19 protein-coding genes and 1 tRNA gene are annotated in these 21,212 nt (G+C 48.3%); 1 reads left to right on the forward strand and 19 read right to left on the reverse strand.

Annotated elements, in window-relative coordinates; translation table 11 throughout:
- From HMPREF0721_RS03810 to HMPREF0721_RS03855, 10 genes are all read right to left on the reverse strand, one after another.
- Complete coding sequence (locus HMPREF0721_RS03810) at positions 1-471, reverse strand: V-type ATP synthase subunit K (protein WP_006598241.1); 471 nt, start codon at positions 469-471, stop codon at positions 1-3.
- 49 nt (positions 472-520) lie between these two features.
- Positions 521-2,374 carry a V-type ATP synthase subunit I gene (locus HMPREF0721_RS03815; protein ID WP_006598242.1) on the reverse strand — a complete coding sequence of 618 codons (1,854 nt, stop codon included), beginning with the start codon at positions 2,372-2,374 and terminating at the stop codon, positions 521-523.
- Positions 2,371-2,679 (reverse strand): hypothetical protein, encoded by a 309-nt coding sequence (locus tag HMPREF0721_RS03820; RefSeq protein WP_040639891.1) that lies wholly within the window; start codon positions 2,677-2,679, stop codon positions 2,371-2,373. The genes HMPREF0721_RS03815 and HMPREF0721_RS03820 overlap by 4 nt, the downstream gene beginning before the upstream one ends.
- 517 nt (positions 2,680-3,196) lie before the next feature.
- Positions 3,197-4,384: an MGDG synthase family glycosyltransferase gene (locus tag HMPREF0721_RS03825; RefSeq protein WP_242821851.1), complete on the reverse strand. Its 1,188-nt coding sequence runs from the start codon at positions 4,382-4,384 to the stop codon at positions 3,197-3,199.
- 3 nt (positions 4,385-4,387) lie between these two features.
- Positions 4,388-4,543, reverse strand: a complete 156-nt coding sequence (locus HMPREF0721_RS03830; RefSeq protein WP_006598245.1) for a hypothetical protein — start codon at positions 4,541-4,543, stop codon at positions 4,388-4,390.
- Positions 4,536-5,375 carry a glutamate 5-kinase gene (gene proB, locus HMPREF0721_RS03835; RefSeq protein ID WP_006598246.1) on the reverse strand — a complete coding sequence of 280 codons (840 nt, stop codon included), beginning with the start codon at positions 5,373-5,375 and terminating at the stop codon, positions 4,536-4,538. The genes HMPREF0721_RS03830 and proB overlap by 8 nt, the downstream gene beginning before the upstream one ends.
- Before the next feature lie 129 nt (positions 5,376-5,504).
- Positions 5,505-5,945 carry a MarR family winged helix-turn-helix transcriptional regulator gene (locus tag HMPREF0721_RS03840; RefSeq protein WP_040639892.1) on the reverse strand — a complete coding sequence of 147 codons (441 nt, stop codon included), beginning with the start codon at positions 5,943-5,945 and terminating at the stop codon, positions 5,505-5,507.
- Position 5,946: 1 nt separating this feature from the next.
- Positions 5,947-6,363 carry a flavodoxin family protein gene (locus HMPREF0721_RS03845; RefSeq protein WP_006598248.1) on the reverse strand — a complete coding sequence of 139 codons (417 nt, stop codon included), beginning with the start codon at positions 6,361-6,363 and terminating at the stop codon, positions 5,947-5,949.
- A gap of 120 nt (positions 6,364-6,483) precedes the next feature.
- Positions 6,484-7,119 (reverse strand): HD domain-containing protein, encoded by a 636-nt coding sequence (locus HMPREF0721_RS03850; protein WP_169310207.1) that lies wholly within the window; start codon positions 7,117-7,119, stop codon positions 6,484-6,486.
- A gap of 90 nt (positions 7,120-7,209) precedes the next feature.
- Positions 7,210-8,289 (reverse strand): hypothetical protein, encoded by a 1,080-nt coding sequence (locus HMPREF0721_RS03855; protein ID WP_006598250.1) that lies wholly within the window; start codon positions 8,287-8,289, stop codon positions 7,210-7,212.
- Positions 8,290-8,483: 194 nt separating this feature from the next.
- Between HMPREF0721_RS03855 and HMPREF0721_RS03860 the strand changes: the two genes are divergently transcribed.
- Positions 8,484-8,559: transfer RNA gene (locus tag HMPREF0721_RS03860), tRNA-Trp, on the forward strand.
- Positions 8,560-8,982: 423 nt separating this feature from the next.
- Here HMPREF0721_RS03860 and HMPREF0721_RS03865 read toward each other — a convergent pair.
- From HMPREF0721_RS03865 to HMPREF0721_RS03905, 9 genes are all read right to left on the reverse strand, one after another.
- Complete coding sequence (locus HMPREF0721_RS03865) at positions 8,983-10,404, reverse strand: ATP-binding protein (protein ID WP_006598252.1); 1,422 nt, start codon at positions 10,402-10,404, stop codon at positions 8,983-8,985.
- 100 nt (positions 10,405-10,504) lie between these two features.
- Positions 10,505-11,641 (reverse strand): transglutaminase domain-containing protein, encoded by a 1,137-nt coding sequence (locus HMPREF0721_RS03870; RefSeq protein WP_006598253.1) that lies wholly within the window; start codon positions 11,639-11,641, stop codon positions 10,505-10,507.
- A 390-nt stretch (positions 11,642-12,031) separates the two neighbouring features.
- On the reverse strand, positions 12,032-13,525 hold the full coding sequence (gene putP / locus HMPREF0721_RS03875; RefSeq protein ID WP_006598255.1) for a sodium/proline symporter PutP: 1,494 nt from the start codon (positions 13,523-13,525) through the stop codon (positions 12,032-12,034).
- A 166-nt stretch (positions 13,526-13,691) separates the two neighbouring features.
- Positions 13,692-16,292, reverse strand: a complete 2,601-nt coding sequence (clpB, locus tag HMPREF0721_RS03880) for an ATP-dependent chaperone ClpB (protein WP_006598256.1) — start codon at positions 16,290-16,292, stop codon at positions 13,692-13,694.
- 11 nt (positions 16,293-16,303) lie between these two features.
- Positions 16,304-16,951 carry a hypothetical protein gene (locus tag HMPREF0721_RS03885; protein ID WP_006598257.1) on the reverse strand — a complete coding sequence of 216 codons (648 nt, stop codon included), beginning with the start codon at positions 16,949-16,951 and terminating at the stop codon, positions 16,304-16,306.
- 191 nt (positions 16,952-17,142) lie between these two features.
- Entirely contained in the window at positions 17,143-17,763 is a 621-nt protein-coding gene (locus HMPREF0721_RS03890) for a TetR/AcrR family transcriptional regulator (protein WP_006598259.1), read from the reverse strand.
- Between the two features lie 60 nt (positions 17,764-17,823).
- A complete protein-coding gene (thiI, locus tag HMPREF0721_RS03895; protein ID WP_006598260.1) occupies positions 17,824-19,011 on the reverse strand; it encodes a tRNA uracil 4-sulfurtransferase ThiI in 1,188 nt (395 codons plus the stop codon).
- 16 nt (positions 19,012-19,027) lie between these two features.
- A complete protein-coding gene (locus HMPREF0721_RS03900) occupies positions 19,028-20,197 on the reverse strand; it encodes a cysteine desulfurase family protein (RefSeq protein ID WP_006598261.1) in 1,170 nt (389 codons plus the stop codon).
- Between the two features lie 131 nt (positions 20,198-20,328).
- Positions 20,329-21,183: an RnfABCDGE type electron transport complex subunit B gene (locus HMPREF0721_RS03905; RefSeq protein ID WP_040640249.1), complete on the reverse strand. Its 855-nt coding sequence runs from the start codon at positions 21,181-21,183 to the stop codon at positions 20,329-20,331.
- Positions 21,184-21,212 lie beyond the last annotated feature (29 nt).

Genomic DNA, 21,212 nt, shown 5'->3' on the forward strand with positions numbered 1-21,212 from the left:
TTATTTAATACCAAATAAAAGCAAGATAGATGCCAAAAGTGCTAAAATAGCGTACGTTTCAACCAACGCCGTCATCGTGATCCCTTTGGCTGAAGAATCCGGATCTTTGCCGGTCATGTGAATTGAGGCAGCCGCCGTCTTTCCCTGATAGATCCCGGAAACCAATCCAACCACAGCAATCGGCAAAGCCGCGGCAAAATAAGCCCATCCCTGAAGAACTGTTAAATTTGCCGGATGTCCGGAAATCAGCCCGGTTTGAACCATGATTAAAACCGCCAGCAAAAATCCATAGATTCCCTGCGTTCCCGGCAAAGCTTGCAGCACAAGAACTTTCCCAAATAGATCAGGTTGTTCAGAACAAACTCCTGCTGCAGCTTGTCCGGCGCATTGAACGCCCCATACTGATCCTATCCCTGCCAACAAAGCACTAATACCTGCACCAAAGGCTGCAATAATAATTCCTAAAGACATTTTTTGTTCCTCCCTTTACTTTTTACGTTTTAATTTTTATTGTTTTTTATCACTTTACATTAACATATTTTGACTGTATTGACAGCGGCTTAAAAGGTATTCCGCCGCCTTGATAAAATCGATTAAAGAATTCGATATACTGTAATCGGCTGTCGTGGACGTAGGCCGACAACAAGCTCATTGCCAGATTAAACACGTGACCGATCAAATAAATGAAAATTGCAGCAATCCATCCAATCGGATTCACGGCAACCATATGTGCCAGGAGATTCATAACCATGCCTATGACTCCTGTTGCTAAACTCAATGCCAAAATCCGAGAATAAGATAAAATATCACTTAAATATGAGCTGATATCATAAAGCCCCAAAAGGCCGCCTGTGATTTTCCCAAAAATATTTGGTCTGTCCCTTCCTGCTGTCAGTAAAATCACCATCGCTCCAAGGATGGCCATGATCTTTCCAATGGTCGCCAGTGCCGGCATAAATAACAATCCAAGCCCAATGATAAGAACCATCCAACTAACCTGATCAAAAACGGCATCCAACCAATGGCCAGCCTTAACTTGCTCAGCAATTTTAATTCCCATACCGGAAAACATATGCAAAACTCCCACGATCATGGTGAAAATCAGCATTTTCATCGGCTGATTCAAAGGAGCAAATAAAAGCGGATGCCAGGTTTCTCCGAAATATGATCCAAATAAAACACCAAACAAAATTGTCGTCGCGGAAGAGTAAAACAAAACATTAATCAGTTTTGCAAAATCCCCCTTGGGTTTCATCAGTTTTTTGGCTGCAAAAAACAACACGGCCATGCAAGCACCGTATCCAACGTCCCCCATCATCATGCCAAAAATCACCCAATACCATGGTCCTGCAACTAAAGCCGGATCCAATTCTCCCGGTCGTGGTTTGGAAAACATGTCGGTAATGGTTTCAAATTGTGCCCAAAAACGCGGATTGCGCGTGACCGTAGGAGGCATCTCACCTTCTTCCGGTTCAACCAAGTTCAAATCAAAAACAGTTGTCACTTTCCCGATGGCTTGCTTTACCTTATCCACACGATCTTTGCAAATCCACCCATAAAGGCAGATCGTAGCCTCGCTTTGAGCATACACCACTTCCTCACGTTGCAGTTGGGCTTCGTATTGCTCGCTTAAAAGAGCTAAATCTTTTTCGTCTTCTGCAAAAGACGTGATTTGATCTTGGATTTCCTCTATTTGTTCTTGGCATTGGGCCATTGCTGTTTCATTTTCTGAAATCAAATCTTGGGGTGTCCCTTTTTTCCGAGGAAAATTCGCATCCACGAAGCCCAGTTCTCGAAATTGCTTCTCAAAGTCATTTTGGTCCCCGGCATATTGAATGGCGAGCACCGCTTTTCCTTCTGACGCCGCGCCAAAGAACTGCAAATCCACTTGGCAAACTTGCGCTACGGCAGATGCCTCTTCCTCTAATCCCATCGGCAGATAACCTGCCAACACGCGAACATGGGATGTGTCCTTAACCGCCAATAAGTTAACATTCAAATCTTTCCAAGGTTGAAGCGTATCGACTTGGCTTTCGAGATTTGATATGTGATTGCGCAGTTCCGCAATTTGGGCCGTTGCAGCTTCAAGCTTATCCTGAATCTTTTCACCCCGTTCATTTCTTTGCGTAAAAATTTCATAAGAAATCTGAGGCTGATCTTCAAAAAATGTTTTCTTTCCTGTGTGGCGCCTCAGAAATTTGAGCATGGCAGCCGCATCCTGAGCCTTAGATGCCGTTTGAGAATCCGGGGTTAATGTTTCGGTTTCATCCGGCGCAACAGCCATAAATTCTCCAGTGCGCTGCAATGCCATTAATATTTTCGGCAGATCCTCCTTTAAAACAATCAGTCGGGCCTTGCTCATCGGAATAATCATAAACCCTCAACCCTTTCAAGAATATATTTGACCGCATCGCTTAAATGCGTTCTGCCGACTGCAATAATGCTTTCATCGTTTTCACCATCGGCTTTAATCCGCGATCGCAGGTAAGTTTCCGCTTTATCTTCCGCTCTTTTGATTGACAATGCACATGCTTCCCGAACCTGAGCCAACGTGCGCTCGTGCTCCGCGTCGGCTTCCTGGCGAGCCGCTTTTATTTTTTCTCTGGCATTTGCCTTGGCTTGCTGTCGTATTTCCTCGGCTTTCACTTCCGCATCGCGAATTTCATCCAGTATGAACATCCTTTTCACCACCTTCATAAAATAAAATAACAGTTCATGATTATATTACCATGAACTGCTGTAAAAGTTAATCATTTTTTCTGCTTTATTCAGCCTGTTTTCTGCTCTATTCAGCCTATAGCTTTACAATAGATGTGAGACCTTGAGAATAAAAAAAGCGATTGGATCCGTTAAAATTGTTTTTATTACTAAACTCCTCTAACGAAAGGTCTTCAACCGCCATAAACAGTATATCACATTCACAACGATTACTGGCCCCATACTCTTGAAAACAGGATTCTATGCTGTAAAGCTATACCGCGGCAGCAGCTCCGTACAATTTGTCTGCTGTAGATACCATAGGCCTCTCTCATGCGCTGAAACAAACGATTCGATGGGAAACAGAGATTCTCTTAAAGATAAATCTCACAGATCGATTACTCCGCATCCAAATGTGCATACAGAAGTTGAACTAAAACGGATCGTCAATCTGCATCGCAGGAACACTCATAATCCAATCTTTCGCGATCGACGCACATCATTCAGCGCTATCCCCCTGATTTGTCTGGAGCGCCGCCTTTTTATAATCCGCAATCAACGCCTCACATAAATCCAAAGTCGCATTTGGCGAATAAGTTTTGGCCTCAGTGTTCATATTTTCAGCCATTTCCTGGATAATCAATTTATGATCGATAAGATAATCAATCAAATCCGTGAGCTCATCAATCTTCTCAAGGCAAATGCCCATCCCCGAAGCTTCCAGATATTCTGCATTATCCTCTTCCTGACCGGGGTAGCAATAAGGAATGATCATCGGAATGCCTTTCACCATTGCCTCTGCTGTCGTCAGTCCGCCGGGTTTGGATACGATCACGTCAGACTCGTCCATCAGCGCCGGAATATTATCCACAAAGCCAAACGCCTGAACCAATTTATTATTTGTGTGTTTTTGAGCGTAGTGCTCCAGCTCGTCCATCAAGCTGCTGTTATTACCGCACACTGCGATGATACGGATCTTTTCCCGGCTCTTTATCAGCGCCTTAAACGCTTTTTTCATGTGATGCGTCCCGAGACTGCCACCCATTAAAAGCACGGTCCCTTTCACCTCTTTGTCGATCGCTTCGCAGGGTGCTTTTTCTTTTTCGAAGGCTTCCCGAACCGGTATGCCGTAGGGGTGGATAATCTCTGCCGGGACACCGCGTTCTACCATCCCTTTTTTAGTGTAGGGACTGCCGACAACATAAGCATTGATTTTCGGATGGGTATAAACGCCATGGAATTTATAGTCCGTCACAAAAGAGATGATCGGAATATCAAAAGCCCCCATGTCTTTGATCCTGCCCAAAATATTGGTCACAAAGGGATGGGTGGATACCAAAAGCACCGGCTTATTGGCCACCATCATCGGCATGATATCCGGATTCATAAATCGTGCTACCAGACTGAAGATGCCTCTTCGCCGCAGCGTATCTTTGTCTAAATCATTATAAAGCAGATGATACAACCGCGGCACTTTCTCCACCATTTGCTTATAGCCCTTTGTCAGCAGTTTATTAAAGGCCTTGGATGTATCGGCAAAGGCGTCGATGATCTGAACCGTGTATCCGCGCTCGCTCAGCCCTCTTTGAACCGTCTGAGCCGCCAGATTATGTCCGCCGCCCGTCGATGCCGAAAAGATCAAAACGGTATCGCCGCCCTTGGCCTCCATTTGTGATGCTGAGATCATCTTTTAATCGTCAAATTCTTTGGTGAACCGATAGTTGACCCGCATCAATTTACCACCGACTTTTTTCTCACTCTTCTTTTCCAGCCAATAAAACACGCCAAAAACGGCCGATAGTCCCACGCACACTGCGCCGATCGCCGTCATCACTTTTTTAAACATTTTTTACCTCCTGCTCCTTCACCTGATAAAATTTTTGATTTTTCCGAAATAATGTTCCAATTGGCTCGCCGTCCATAATACGGTAAAGCACATTCACATCGCTTCCCGAGGTAATAATGGTTTCAAGACCGTGATTCGCGGCATACCGGGCCGCCTTGAGTTTCGTTACCATGCCGCCTGTCCCCAAACTGGACCCGGATACACCTCCCAGTTTCATAATCTTTTCCGTCACTTTTTCCACAATGTCGATGCGTTGAGCTTGAGCCTCTTTTCCGGGATCCCCGGTATAAAGACCATCCACATCTGAAAGAATGATCAAGCCGTCGGCCTCAATCAATGCCGCCGTCATCGCCGATAAACGATCGTTGTCACCGAAGCGTTCCTCCTCTATTTCATCGGTCGAAATCGGGTCATTTTCATTGACAATCGGAATGATTCTGCGCTTCATCAATTCACTGAAGGTATTGCGGGCATTAATGCGCTTAATCGGATTTGAAAACACATCCTTCGTCAAAAGGATCTGACCGATATTTTGATAATAACTGTCAAAAGAGCGGTGATACAATTCCATCAGAAGCCCTTGCCCCACAGATGCCGTCATTTGCTTTTCTTCCAGGGTGATTGGCCTTTGGGACATTTTCAGGCGATGCATCCCACAGCCGATTGCCCCGGATGACACCAGCACAATTTTCCGGCCTTCATTCTCGAGATCGGTTAAAACCCGGGCAAGGGCGTCCATTTTTCTTAAATCGATAGTTCCATTGTCGTGAGTCAGCGAGGTGGTGCCCACCTTCACCACGATGGTCTGCGCAGCCGTAAAATCATTCTCCATGATCTTTACGCTCCTTTATTTCCTCTGTTGATGCTTTTCAGTTTATCAGAAATGGTTCGCAAAGGCAAGAAGCCATCCGGCAGCGGATGGCTCCTAATTTTCGATATTCAAAATCGGTTTTGCCGTCTGTTATTCCTCATCGTAGGTTTCCAGCCAGCGTCGCAAAATCTGACAAAGCTGCCTGGCGTCTTCCGACGACAGGTGCAGACATTGCCCCATCTGTTCCGGCACACACAAGGCTTTATCCTGCAGGGCTTCGCCCTTGTCTGTCAAGGTGACGATCAATGAACGCTCATCAATTTCCGAACGCTTTCGCGTCACATAGCCTTTCGCTTCTAATTTTTTAAGAACCGGTGTCAGCGTACCCGAATCCAGATAAAGCCGCTTGCCCATCTCTTTAACAGAGATTTGTCTTTCCTCCCAAACAACCATCATCGTGATATATTGGGTATAGGTTAAGTCGATAGCGTCTAAAAAAGGCTTATAGGTTCGGATGATTTCCCGTGAACAAGCATAAAGCGGAAAACACAATTGATTATCCAATCTTAAACGCGCGTATTTATCACTCATATTATTTTCCTCCCGCAACGACATTCTCAGCAAATGCGCCGGCATTTTTTAAATCAACCGTGTCCGGATGCGATTTAAACAGACCGTGAAAAGACCCTTTGCAATGAAATTCTTCATCAGCCATGGCAATGCCCCTGGCGGCTGCCAGTTTTTTAACCTGACGATACGTGCCGGAAATCAGCGCCGCGCTGCTAAAGTTAACAATCTTCCCCACCTTGACATCCAAATCCGAAATAAATCGCTTGACCGCTTTGTCGACTCCGGCCTTATAAACCGATGATCCCAAAAATAAAAGGTCCACATCTTCCGTCAAGGGGTTCGAAATATCCTCTGGCGCAACGCCAATCGCCCGGCCGATGGCCTCTGCCAATTTTCGTGTATTCCCACTTTTCGTATAATACCGAATTGCAATTTTCATGAAGATCGTGCTCCTTCTTTGAAATCTGTTATGCTTATTAGTTGTGTTCAATCAAATACTATCATTCACCCCAATTCCTGTCAAGCACCAAATTCTTTCGCGCCAAACCTTATTTAAGCTTTAATGATTCATCTCCGTCAACACGTCGCCCGTCAGATCGTCCGCTGCCGTTCGCATCACCGACGCCATTTGATAACGCACCAGCCAAAAGGGACGTTTTAAATCTTCAAAATGCTTTTCCGCACCGGCCATCATCGGCAAAACATAATGTTCAGTCTCTTTGATATAAGTCTTTTGCTGTGATGCCGTAAACCCTTCCGACATTGTTGCCAGATTATGGCAGCGATCCAGCGCCTTGATCAGTGCCGTGCCCCTATTTTGTGCAACGGCATGATAATAGGCCAGCATTGCTGATGTGTCTGCCTTTCCCCGACCGCGATAGGTCAGTGTGTCCACCGCTTCCCGAACGCCCAGCGAAAAAGAACCGGGCAGTTCATGCAGTGTGCTGTCTTCCAATGCGTCGTGCAAAAGAGCTGCTGCCAATAGTTCATCCTCTGAAAAACTAAGGGCCGCCGCATGCAAGGCCACCGTTACCGGATGAATCACGGCCGGAATGGCTTTACCCTTTTTATTTTTTCGAAACTGCCCCGCGTGAACGGACGCTGTCAGATCCAAAGCCTGCTCCGTTTGCCCGAGCCCATCCCGTATTATCAGTTGCTTCAATACATCGACACTTTTATTAATTTGATTTTGCAATGAGAATGCCTCCCGTTCTTTGAATGAATATTTTTCAAACAATAAAATCAGAACGCAAAAAACGCCCGCAATCAACGGGCGTTTTTGATTTTATTTTAATCCGAATTGGCTTTTCTGGCTGACGGCACCGTTCGCAAAAGTGATACTGGCATTCGATCCCGAATCCCCATTACCGTTCCAATAATAAACTTCCGTTTTAATGTCTTTGTTTGACTGATCTTTATAGGTTGATTCCGATAACTTTTGGCCGTCCACATTGCTGAACTGCTGCTTGACCTGATCATAGGTCATGCCAGTTGTAATCGCATTGTATTGTGCCAAAGTCACTGTCGTAGACGTTGCATTATTATTCGTGTTGTCATTGCTTGTATTATTGTCCGCCGTCGCATTATCGTCAGATGACGTATTTTTTGAACTGCTTTTATCGGATTTTGTCTTAGAAGATGTTTGGGTTTTCGACTGACGGTCACTTGCCGTTGACTGCTGATGACGATAATAAACAAAAGCTCCTGCCGATGCCAGGGCAATAATCACGATCAAAATCACCGGCAACAACCATTTCTTTTTCTTTTTTGCCAGTTTATTCGCTTTATCAGCCTTCTTGATTTCCCGGGCTGTTACTTCTGGAACTGGTGCATCATGATAAAGCGCATTTAAATTAGCCTGCGCTTCCGATTGTGCATCTTGTTTTGCGTTCAGTGGCACTTCCTGCCAACCATCTTCTGCGGGTGGTTTCTCTTTAGTTTGATCTGTCCGGCCGTCACCGGGCAAAGTTTCCGATTCATTTGGCAAGCAGGTTTCCTGGTCAGCTTTCGACTCGGCATATGGTTCTCGCTCAGGACTCTGTTCTGCTGATTCATTCGTCTCCGCCGCCCGTTCCTCAACTTTTGCAGCTTTCAGCTCATCCATAACACGTCTAAAAATCGGCGCTACCTGATGTTTATAATCGTCAATCAACGACGGGTCATCCACCTGAATGACCATTCGGGTTTTCCCCGTTTCCGGCGTCATATAATCAATGCCAATCGCTCCCTTTTCAGGATGATGTCCACTGATATGCAAACTCGCTTCGTCAACAGTGATATCCTCAATGCCCATGTTCGATAGGGCCGCTTCGGTCGAGCGCATCCAAACATCCAGCTGACCTTTCGCTGTCAATGCCTGTCTCATGTTTTTCCTCCTGGTGCACCATTTAATTTATAATAAGATACGTATTGCTTTTATTTTAGGCTTTTTAATAGCCACTGTCAAGACAAATCGATTTCATTCTTCACGTTGCTCCCTATTTTTGCAATATGCTTTTTTGAGGAATTTCCACTTGCAATTTCATTTTGACTGAATTATAATAAGAGCGTTCTTGGCACAGGGGTATAGCTCAGTTGGTAGAGCAGTGGTCTCCAAAACCACGTGCCGAGGGTTCAAATCCTTCTGCCCCTGCCATTTTATTTTTTAAAGAACTGCCTGAAACCGCACAAAAGCGTGGTTTCAGGCTTTTTTATTGGTATTTTCTTTAAGGGCTTCCGCTCCGTACAAAATCCCCATGTATTTGGATGCCCTTGCTTTTCACTCGAATCAATCATCGCGAGGTTGTCGTCACCCACATGCAGTCACCCGCCACTTCACAGACCTCGATTCTCATATTTGCCCGATGCTATCCTCCTCCTAAATTTTTTGGATTTTATTCGAATCAACCCGAAACGGTTTGTTCTGAATAAAAGGTTTTTCCATCTTTTTTCTTTTATCCATAAAATACAACGTCATTATTTAATTCTCAATCCGTTAATGACTTGAGCAGACAATTAAAGAACCTCCCCCATCCAAATTCAGATGAAAGAGGTTAACGCAAAAATAACTTTTCAATTTTTATTGATTCAGCGAATAAATCGTAATCCCGTTAAAGAGCAACACATTATCCTCCGAAAGGGAGTAATCCAATAGTTCCTGTTCAAACGGATAGGCCGAGAATACGCCAAAAATCCAGGTATAATCTTTATACGTTTTTTTCAAACGCTTAATCCCCCGGGCCTTTTCGACAAAATAATCAAATTTCTTTTTGGTATAAGCCTCGCTGGTGAACACGCAATCCCCAAAGAATATTTTCTTTTGCTCTTCGTCGACCGCGACAATTGGGATCTTATTATCGTCATCATCAAAGTATTCCCCAACCGCATCCGTTCGCATCGGAAGGCTGTCCTGAGCGGCGGCGACCAAAAAGATTTCTCCGGCCACTTGGCGAAACCATTTTTGAATATACTGGGCAAAGTTTTTCTTGAGAGCCTGCTTGGCACCTTTGGATCGGTTGTCTTTAATATCCTCGTAATACGGAAAGACAAAGGTATACCAAAAATCGAACATCGGGTCGGCGATATGATATTCCACACGTTGCTTGCCGAAAAGTTTTTTCTTCCCGATAGAGGCTGTCTGGGCCACATAACCCAGCGTTTCCAAATTGGCCAGCGCGTCTCGTATTTTTCCGATCTTAAAGTCCGTAAAAGCTGCAAGTTCTTCTTGAGTGGAACGATCTGCAGACAATGCAGACAACAAACTATGATAAACCGACGGTTCCCACACTTCCCGTTCAAGCAGCCGACTCACTTCGTCAAAAAAGATCCCTCTTCCGCTTAAAATATTCGCTTCGATGGTATCCCGTACCTGTTTGTCGTTAATGCAGTGATCAAAGATATACCAATAAGCCGGAACGCCGCCGGTCACTGCGTACATCAGCATGAGCTGGCTGAAATCATGATGGGGATATTCGCGCATCATTTCCACAAAAGTCACCGGCGCAAGGACAATCTGGCAAGTCACTTCAGAGGCAAAGCCTTTATCCGCCATCATATTTTGCTTCCCGGAGGCATTGCCGATAACGAGGATCAACGTCACGCCGTTGGGTTTGAAAAATTGCTGCCAGGCCTTGCGAATCGTTCTGGCAAAGTCGCCGTTGGCCTCCAACAAATATTCAAAATTATCGACGATCAGCATTTTTCCGCCGGTTTCCGTTTTTTCCGCATACAGGCGAAACAATTCTTCCCAGGTAATCTTGTTGTCGCCGGACTTGATATCCCCGTTCAAATGCTGTTTAAATGCCTGCTCAAAAGCCAGGCGATTCATCTGATCAGATACACTCCGCGCTGCAAAATATAAATGATTTTTATGATCTGCAAAGGTTTTAATAAAAGCTGTCTTTCCCACCGCGTGACGCCCGCTGATCAAAATAAAAGCATCCTCTTTCTTCCATGCCTGATTTAACGTTTTGAGCTCTTTTTTTCGACCGATCAATTGCATTGCGCTTTCCTCCACACTTTTTATTTTAGTATAGCACAGTTAAAGCCAAAGATTCTAAACATTTGCAGAACTTCTGAAATTTCAAAAGCCTGTTCACGCCTTACGGCATCAATAACGTCAGCACATGCATCTCTTCGCGCTTCACATAACGCAGTCCCGGGAGCCGGAGCCACCTCAGGCGGCTGACGGCCTTTTGCATGTCATCGGCCGATGCAAAACGTGCCGAAAAAATTTTTTCTCCCCGATAACGGGCCATTAAAACGGCCCGCAGGAATTTACCCGACTCCCCTGCATGATAATCGCGCTGCTCCCGGACAAAATAATTATCACGGGTGGCTTCGCACGTCGCAATTTCTCCCAGGGGCGCATCTATCGTGTGATTTTTTAGCAGCGCCCGGGTCGTAATGCCGAAGAAGGCATGATCCACATAATCTGACGGCGCTTCGCCTTCAAAGGTCGGATCGTCCCAAGTCACGTCGACAAAATAATAATCCCCGTCCATCTTCACCAGGTTCCACTCGTGCGCGCCACGACCGGCCACCCGGCCGTCAACCACCGTGCAGTAAATCCCCACCTTTTTCAGCAGATATTGCATCGCGCGCGAATAACCGGCACAAACCGACTCGTGGTCCACCAGCACCGAAACGATATTTTGATTGTCCTTGGAGCCACTGCCATAGCGGGTATCTTTCACAATAATGTCGTGCACTGCCAGCACGGTATGATAATCGTCAGCGCCTTTAGGAATCTGCGCCAACATGCGTTTTGCCCCCGTGTCAATTTGCCGCTGCTTGGCCTGCGCTTCCTGCTGCGTATAGGCATAAACCAATTGAACCCCTGAAACAATTTGATTGGCGCCGCCATAGGTATAGCGATATCCGGAGACCCAAAAGATCTGCGGATTATCCTGATAAAATGCCTGCCAGACGCGTTTAACGGCCTCGACATCCAACCGAATCCCCGAAAGTGCGACCGATGACAGGTGCGTTTCGGCCGCTTTTAAAAATTGCGCGTAGGCAATTTGCTCTGACGCCGTTAAACGCGCATAGCCGCTTTGTGAATCGGCCGTATAAATACTCTGGGACAACGCATGGCGCTTGGCTGCCGTCTGCGAACGGGTGCGGGCAGGCAAAAGCCATTGCCGCCCGCCAAAAAAACAGCCGACGATGAACACGATGAGCATCCCCGCAATGACAATGCGCATTCCCTTTTTCGATTGGTTATTTTTTTGCTCCATTTTTTAATTCCCGCTGAAATCCATGCTACAACACGATATTTTAAAAAAAGACTGCCCCTGCCGATCGGCAGAAACAGTCTGCACGGATCGCCGATTAAAAAAATCGGCCCGTTGAGTTTTAATCCGCAGGACTCACAGGTCCAGTCATGGCCAATCGCCGTGGTTTTTCCGCCGCAATTCGGGCACACACCTTCGCCGCCTTTTTTAAACTGGAAGTCCAAAACCTTCATATCGACAAATTCGTCCGGACCGTCCTGAACCTTTTTAAACTTCAGAATCGGATCTGGTGCATCGTGACTCACAACTTCCCCTCCTTTGACATCTCTTTAATATGATTTTATTTTACCACACCATCCTGTTACATCAAAGAAATTTTGTTATTTGGTGACCTCACGCCGCCTTGGCACGATGATACCGCTCAATCATTTCATCATACTCTTCCATTACATGGGCTTCCGGTTTGGTAAAGTGATTAACCATCAGAATGGTCAGAACATTCAGCGCAAATCCAGGCAGAATTTCGTAAATTCCCGTGCCGAACAGATGTGCCGAAAGGCCGGTTACTTTCCAGACGATAACCGTCGCTGTTCCGACGAGCATGCCGGACAACGCCGCCTGCCAGGTGGTTCTGCGCGAGTAGAGGCCGAACAGAACAAGCGGACCAAAAGCCGCCCCAAAACCGCCCCACGCATAGGAGACGAGCCCCATGACTGTTGCGTTGTTGCCAAAAGCGATAACCAGCGCCGCCACAGAAACGGCAATAACAGACCAACGTCCCAGGCTCACACTTTGTTTATCAGTCAGTTCTTTCTTTAAGAAAATGCGAGCCAAGTCTTCTGATAAAGCCGAAGAGCAAACCAAAAGCTGGGAATCGATCGTGGACATGATCGCCGCCATGATCGCCGCCAAAAAGACACCGCCGATCCAAGCCGGGAAAAATTTGCGAATCATTAAAATAAAGACGGTTTCTTCTTTCCCGCCGGATAGCCCATGAAAAAGCGGAATGGAAAGCAGTCCCACCAGCAAGGCGCCGGCCAGCGAAATCAAGCACCAGACAATGGCAATCCGTCTGGCCTTGGGAATTTCTTTAACCGAGCTGATGCCCATGAAGCGCACGAGAATGTGCGGTTGGCCAAAATACCCCAATCCCCAAACAACAGCAGAAACAATGGTTGCAGCCGTGACGCCGCCGCCAAAAAGATTGAGCGAAATATGCTGGCTGGTCATCGCCGCTTGGGTCGTGCCAAAGCCGCCCATGTGAATTATGGCAAGCACCGGCACCACTGCAATGGCAATGACCATCAAAATGCCCTGAATCAAATCCGTCCAGCATACGGCCAAAAATCCGCCGAGAAAAGTGTAGGAAACGATCACCACCGCGCCGATCATCACCGCGATATTATAATCCAGACCGAACATCGTCGAGAAAAGCTTTCCCGAAGACACCATGCCCGAAGCGCAGTAAATCGTAAAGAAAAACAGGATAACAACAGCGGAAATGATCCGCAGCGCACCGGTCGGATCTTTATAGCGCCGGTCAAAAAAGGTCGATAAAGTCAGCGCGTTTATTTCTTCGGTGTAAACCCGCAGCCGTTCGGAAACGCATTTCCAGTTGATGCAGGTGCCGGCAAAAAGGCCGATGCCAATCCAAAGCTGAGGCATTCCCCCGAGATAAATTGCGCCGGGGAGTCCCATCAAAAGCCATCCGCTCATATCAGAAGCCTGGGCAGAAAAAGCCGTGACCCAGCTGCCCAGGGCGCGGCCCCCCAATAAAAATCCTTCTGACGAATCGGATGACGCATCGTAAAACTTCAGCCCGATAAAAATCAACACCGCCAAATACACAATAAAAATCCCCAACTCGACGGGATTAACCTGTCCCATGTGATGATCTACCTCCTTTGTATTTTTAATCGCGTAAATGCTTATTTATTCTACCCTAAAGGAAAATCAAAGTAAAGATGCGAAAACAGCGGACACAACAAAAGGCGGCTTTCGCCGCCCTATATCGAATAAAATAGAGTAAAATGATTGACTTGTCCGTTTAAAATTATCCGACCACGAATTGTCCGTTCTGCCAATCAACCGTCATCACATCGCCTCGGCTGAGCTCGCCGCCGAGAATTTTCTTCGCCAGCAGCGTCTCAATGTGCTTTTGGATAAATCGACGCAGCGGCCGCGCTCCGAAGGAAGCGTCATATCCTTGGTCGATCACCGCGTCTTTGGCCGCCGGTGTCAGCTCAAAGTGCAGCTCCTGTTCGTCAAGGCGGTTTTGAACCTGAGCCAGCATCAAATCCACGATCTTGCTGATCGTCGTCTTCGACAAAGGCTTATAAAGCACAATTTCATCGATCCGGTTAAGAAACTCCGGCCGGAAGGTCTGGTTTAACAGCTTCATCACGGTATCTTCGGTCGCCGGCTTGATATTGCCGTCGACATCGATGCCGTCGAGAATGTATTCACTGCCGAGGTTGCTCGTCATGATGATGATCGTGTTTTTAAAATCGACCACCCGGCCCTGAGAATCCGTCACCCGACCGTCGTCGAGAATCTGCAGCAGAATATTAAACACGTCTCTGTGGGCCTTTTCGACTTCATCAAGCAAAATCACCGAATAGGGTTTGCGGCGCACGGCTTCTGTGAGCTGACCGCCTTCTTCATACCCCACGTATCCCGGAGGCGCCCCAATGAGCCGACTGACCGAGAATTTTTCCATATATTCGGACATGTCAATGCGCACCATGTTGTCTTCCGAATCGAAAAGATTGGCCGCCACCGCCTTGGCCAGCTCCGTCTTCCCGACCCCGGTCGGCCCGAGGAAAAGGAAAGAACCGATGGGGCTATTGGGATTTTTAATGCCGGCGCGGGAGCGCAGAATCGCATCGGTCACCTTTTGAATCGGTTCGTCCTGGCCGATCACCCGCTCTTTGAGGGTTGCTTCCAGATGCAGGAGTTTCTCCCGTTCGCCGCTCATGAGCTTGGACAGCGGAATGCCCGTCCAATTCGAAATGATTTCGCCGATTTCTTCCTCGCCGACCCGTTCGCGGATCAAATTGTCATCGTAGCCCTTGGCGTCCGCCGCGTCTTCCATGGTTTTCATCTGATTCTGAAGCGCCGGCAGTCTGCCGTATTTGAGCTCAGCGGCCTTTTCCAGATCATTGTCGCGCTGGGCCATATCGATTTCATGATTGACCTGATCAATTTGTTCTTTGATTTTCTGAACGCTGTCCACCGACTGTTTTTCGTTGTCCCACTGGATCTTCATCGCGTTGAATTTTTCGCGTTCGTCGGCCAGTTCCTTCTGCAGCGCCGCAAGCCGTTCCTGACTCAAATGATCTTCTTCTTTTTTAAGCGCCGATTCCTCGATTTCCAGCTGGATGATCTTCCGATTGATTTCATCCATTTCTTCCGGCATTGAATCGATTTCCGTACGGATCATCGCACAGGCCTCGTCGATCAGGTCGATGGCCTTGTCCGGCAGGAACCGATCGGAAATATAGCGATTGGACAGCGTTGCCGCCGCGACGATGGCATTATCCATGATTTTAACGCCGTGGAAAATTTCATACCGTTCTTTGAGTCCGCGCAGAATGGCAATGGTATCTTCCACCGTGGGTTCGTCCACCATAACGGGCTGGAAGCGCCGTTCCAGCGCCGGATCCTTTTCGATGTATTTGCGGTATTCATCAAGGGTTGTCGCACCAATGCAATGGAGTTCTCCCCGGGCCAGCATGGGCTTGAGCATATTGCCGGCGTCCATATTGCCGTCGCCCTTTCCCGCGCCCACCACCGTATGCAGCTCGTCGATAAAGAGCAAAACCTCACCGTTGGCGTCCTTTACTTCTTTGAGCACCGCCTTGAAACGCTCTTCGAATTCGCCGCGGTATTTAGCGCCGGCCACCAACGCTCCCATATCCAACGAAATGATGCGTTTGTTCTTAAGCCCTTCGGGCACATCGCCGGCGACAATGCGGGCGGCCAGCCCTTCCACGATGGCCGTCTTGCCGACCCCCGGTTCCCCGATGAGCACCGGGTTATTTTTGGTTTTCCGGGACAGAATTCGGATGGTGTGGCGGATCTCGCTATCGCGGCCGATCACCGGGTCGAGTTTATTGTCAATGCAGTCCTGCACCAGGTCATGCCCGTACTGAGCCAGCGCTTCATAAGTCGATTCCGGATGATCGCTGGTCACGTGCTGGCTGCCCCGCACTTCCTGTACAATGGCTTCAATCTGCTGCTTGTCCACTTCGTAACGGGCAAACAGCTGCCGCACGTCATTGTCTCTCGGCAGGGCAAACATCCCAAGCAGCAAATGTTCCACCGAAATGTATTGATCCTGCATCTTCCGGGCCTGCTCTTCCGCCTCGTTTAAAACCTGGTTGGTTCCCTGGCTCACATAGACCTGACCGGACTGTCGCCCCGGGCCGGAAACCTGGGGCTTTTTAGCAACTTCCGTTTCCAGTTCGCGAATCATGGTGCTCACGGGCTTGCCCAATTTGTCAAACACCCGAGCCACCACGCCGCCCTCCTGATTGAGCAGAGCCAACAGCAGGTGGTCCGGTTCAATTTCGACATGGCTGTGGTTATTTGCAATTGTTTCGGCGCTTTTCAGCGCTTCAATGGATTTTTGTGTTAATTGATTCATATCCATGGGTTACCTCTTTAATCTTCATTAATTGTTTCGCCGAGAAAATGAGAATAGATGGCATCAATCCGCGCTCCGATGTTTCCCTGACCGTCCGTTTCAAAATAAGTGTCCATCGCCGTATCGATCATGCGCAGATAACGGGTCAGAAAATCTGTCAGCGTGTTCTCATCCCGGCTCACCGCTCCGGCGTGCTTGAAAGCCCGCACAAATTTGTGCTGGGTCTGATCGTCATCGCCTTCCCGGTCAATTTGATGATGTTGACGCTCCACCGTGCAGATCTGATCAAAAAAATCATCAAACCGTTCGTTGAGATCCCGATTCTGTGTCCGCGAACTCACTTTCAGCACCGCGTACCGTCCTTCGCCATCATTTTTAAATTCATAGATGTAGCGCACCTTTGGCCGGTATTTATATTTAAGGCTCTTGCCAAAATAAATGCTGCTGTTTTGATTGATCTGACTGACCGCCAGCATATCGTCCATATTGGCATTAAGCGCTTCAATCACCGATTGAATTTTCTGCTCCGGCGTCTCCATGCCGACATAGTCTGCCAAAATGTCGTTGATGAGCTGAGAGCGATTAGTGTGATGCATATAGGCCATATCATCAATCCGCTCTACAATCTCATCAAACAACATCAAGCTGTAAACACTTTTTTTCATGCCCTCACCTCGTTTTATTTATTGTTATCATAGCCGACTTCCAATATTTTGTCAATTGATTTATATATTTTATTATTCAAATTATAAACTATTAAGATTTTAAATCGGCAGAACCAATAAAAAACCTCACCTGCCAAAAGGCAACCGAGGTTTATTTTTTCTTTATTTTAAATCAAAAATCAACTTTGAAACTAATCGAGCATATTTCCCGGTCGTTGATAGGCCGAGAAGGGTTCCTCTTCCTTGATAATCGGCGAAACCAATAATTCCAGCTGATGGTCAATTTCCGCTTCTTTCATGCCAATGAGCGGCATATTCAGCGTTAAGCCTTCCAAAAACAGCGCAATCTGCTTGGACCAGACTGCCGTATCCATTTTGTTGAATTCGCCGCGGGCAATGCCATAGATCAACACCTCACGAACGGTTTCCACCAATCCGTCAAACTGCCACTGTTTGACAATGCGCTCATCCGGGTTTTCCATAAAAAACTCGTAAACAGCGTGGGCCATTGTCGGCCCGTCACCGCGCATGGTTTTTTTATACACATCAAAAACGCCAAAAAGAATATCCGTGGCCGTTTGCTCTTCCCAAATGGCAATATCGGCAGCATCAGCTGTAAGTTGTGCATCCCGGCGAAAGATTGTCAGAAAAATTTCTCGCGTCGAAGAATAATAAAGGTACAGACCACCACGGCTAATACCGCAGGCCTCAATGATATCCTTCATTGTCACATTGGCAAAGCCCTTTTCGAGAAAGACCTTTTTGGCCCGTTCCAATATCAATTCTTTTTTCTTTTCTGCGATGCGTCCCATGGCGATGCCTCACCTTTTTTGGTTTTATTATACGAGAAAGTATGAAATCGGTCAACAAATTTAGAGCCGAACGACTTCCGCTTTTGCCACCGCGTTGGCAATCATCGCTTCAGCCTCAGCCATCATGGCCGCTTCCCCTGCCCGGATTTTATCCAACTGCGGGCGCGTTTCCGGATGCTTGGGAACAAAGATGGTGCAGCAATCTTCATAAGGCAAAATGGACGTTTCAAAGGTGCCAATATCCTGGGCAATCTCCACAATTTCCTGCTTATCCATTCCAATCAGAGGACGCAGCACCGGCATCGCCACCACGTCCCCCGTCGCCGCGAGGCCTTCCTGGGTCTGGCTGGCCACCTGGCCAAGGCTTTCTCCGGTGATCAGGGAAAGCGCGCCATTTTGTTCAGCAATTTTTTCCGCAATGCGCATCATAAAGCGCCGAATGATGAGCGTCGTCTGGCGTTCCGGGCAGACTTCAACGATTTTGGTTTGGATATCGGTAAAAGGCACCACATAGAGACTCATGCGCCCGGTGTATTGGGTTAGAATCTTCGCCAGGTCAATCACTTTTTCCTTCGCGCGGTCACTGGTAAAGGGAAAGCTGTGAAAATATACGGCAATAGGCCGGATGCCGCGTTTGGCCATCATATAGCCGGCTACCGGCGAATCAATCCCGCCGGACAGAAGCAGCGCCGCTTTGCCGGAGCAGCCCACCGGCAGGCCGCCACGACCTTTGATAAATTCGGAATACACATAGGTTTGTTCCCGAATTTCCACCCAGATTTCCCGATCGGCTCCTTTCATCTTTACTTTTTTGCCCTGACCGTCGTAATGCTTGAGCACCACGCCGCCGAGATGCCTGGCGATGTCCGGCGATTTCATCGGAAAGCGCTTATCCGAACGCTTCACACAAACCTTGAAGCTATCGAAGGGGGCTTTATCCGCTTCTTCCCGCACCACCGGCTCAACGGCGGCCATCTCGCTGGGCACCACCGTCGCCGGACTGAGTGAGACCACCCCAAAAACCCGGCTCACCGCTTCCATCCCGGCAGAAAGCTCCACGTCGCTGACGTGCACCACAATGCGTCCCTGCACCTTTTTCACGTCAACACTTTCAAAATGCCCCAGGGTGTTGCGGATGTTTTTAACCAGCATATCGATAAACGTATGCCGATTGAGCCCTTTCAGGGCAATCTCTCCGTATCGAACCAAAATCACGTGTTCTCTCGGTTGATTTTCTGTTAACTGCATGCCTTCTCCTCAATTTTTATTGCCGCCGCATAAACTTCCGAAGTTTCTGCGCTTCTGCCACGATCACGGCCATACCGGTTTTGACTTCCTCCCAGGTAGTTAATGCCGAAAAAGAAATGCGAATGGTCCCTTCGGCCTTATCGCGACCGAGGCCGATAGCCTTCTGCATCCCGTGCTTTTCTTTTTTATGGGTTGAACAAGCGGACCCAGTAGAAATATAAACCCCTCGTGCCTCCGCCGCATGCAAAAGAACCTCGCCCCGGATCCCCTTGATCGCTACACTCATCACGGCCGGAGAGCGATCGGCCGTCGCCGCCGGTCCGAGCATGGTCACGCCGCCCAATTCATCGGTGAGGATTTGAGCCACATACTGCTGATATTCCCCGATACGGACCATCACGGCCGGATCCTGCCAGACTTTCACGGCGGACTCAAAGCCCACGATACCCTGCACATTTTCCGTGCCGCTGCGCAGCCCGTTTTCCTGACCGCCGCCCAAAATCATCGGGCGGATGCGACGGCCTTCCCGCAGATAAACCGCACCGACCCCTTTGGGCCCGTTGATCTTGTGGGCGCAAAGCGTCAACCCGTCCACCGCCGTCTGCCGCACATCCACCGGCACCTTCATGAATCCCTGCACAAAGTCCGAATGAAAAAAACAGTCGGGATTTTTCGCTTTGATGATCCGCGCCATTTTCGCCAGCGGCTGAATCACCCCCAACTCGTTATGAACCCCTATCACAGAGACAAGGATGGTCCGCGCATCCACTGCTTTTTCAAGCGCATCCAAATCGACCAATCCTTCAGCGTTTACCGGAATCCAGACAACTTCCATGCCCCGCTGTTCGTAATCGCGAAACACATCGCGCACCGCCGGATGTTCAATCGCAGAAGTGACGATTTTGGCTTGTTTCAAAACCGCCGGCCGAACATTTTCGATGATTCCGCGGATGAGCAAACTGTCTCCTTCGGAACCGCCGGAAGTAAAAATCATCTCGCCGCGCTTGGCACCAACGGCATCCGCGATGGTTTGCCTTGCCTGCGCGACGGTCTTTTGAGCCGCAAGCCCCGGCTGATACATGGCCGAGGGATTAAAATAGTCTGTCTCGAAGCTGGTCGTCATTCGCGAAAACACCTGCGGGTGAACCCGGGTCGTCGCCGCATTATCCAAATAACAAATTTTCAACGGATTCTCCTGTATTGAATGCCCAATGCACGGCGCATCAGGCGTATTTTTTGACAACGGACATTTTATCACAAAAAAGAAAGCCGTAAAAGGCTTCCCTCTCACGACTTTCAATTTGTGGTTGCTTTAATTTATGCCTGAGCCGGCGCCTGCTCCGCGGCGGGTTTGGCCGCCGGTTTCGGACGCTTGCGCGGAGCGACCTTGCGGCCTTCCTTTACCAGCGCATGAGTCGGACATTTTTTCACGCAAATGCCGCAATTCGTGCACTTGCTATAGTCGATGACGGCCAAATTGCCCTCGACATGAATCGCGTCGAAAGGACAATTTTTTTCGCAAAGGCCGCAGGCAATGCAGCCGACCGAACAACCCTGGCGCACCAGCTTGCCCTTTTCTGTAGATTGGCAGTCTACATGAACAATCTGATCCTTCGGGATCAGACGCATCACATGCTTCGGACAAATGGTCACACACTTACCGCAGGCCACGCAATTATTAATGTTAACTTCTGGCAACTGCTTGTCCGTCATGTGCAGGGCGTCAAATTCACAAACCGAAACGCAAGACCCCAGACCGACACAGCCGAAGCGACATTCCTTCGGACCACCGTTGGCCACCACCGCCTCGTTGCAGTCTTTCAAGCCGTAATAATCGCTGCGGCGCGGCGCGACATCGCAATTCCCGCCGCAGAGCACCTGAGCCACGTCCGGCATCCCTTCGCCAGCCGTCTCTCCCATAATCTCGCCGATTTTTTCAGCTACTGAAGCACCGCCGACCGGGCAGGCATTCACTGCCGCTTCGCCGGCCACAATCGCTGCGGCGCAGCCATCACATCCCGGATAGCCGCAGCCCCCGCAGTTCGCGCCGGGCAATGCCGCACGCACGAGCGGGATGCGTTCGTCTTCTTTTACTTCAAACGCTTTGGCCGCAACCGCAAGGATCACACCAAAAATCAATCCCATAATCCCCAGCACAATCACTGGGAACATAATTTGATTTGCCACTTGTTTTACCTCCC

Origin of the sequence: Pseudoramibacter alactolyticus ATCC 23263, from assembly GCF_000185505.1 — a bacterium.
GTDB lineage: Bacteria > Bacillota > Clostridia > Eubacteriales > Eubacteriaceae > Pseudoramibacter > Pseudoramibacter alactolyticus.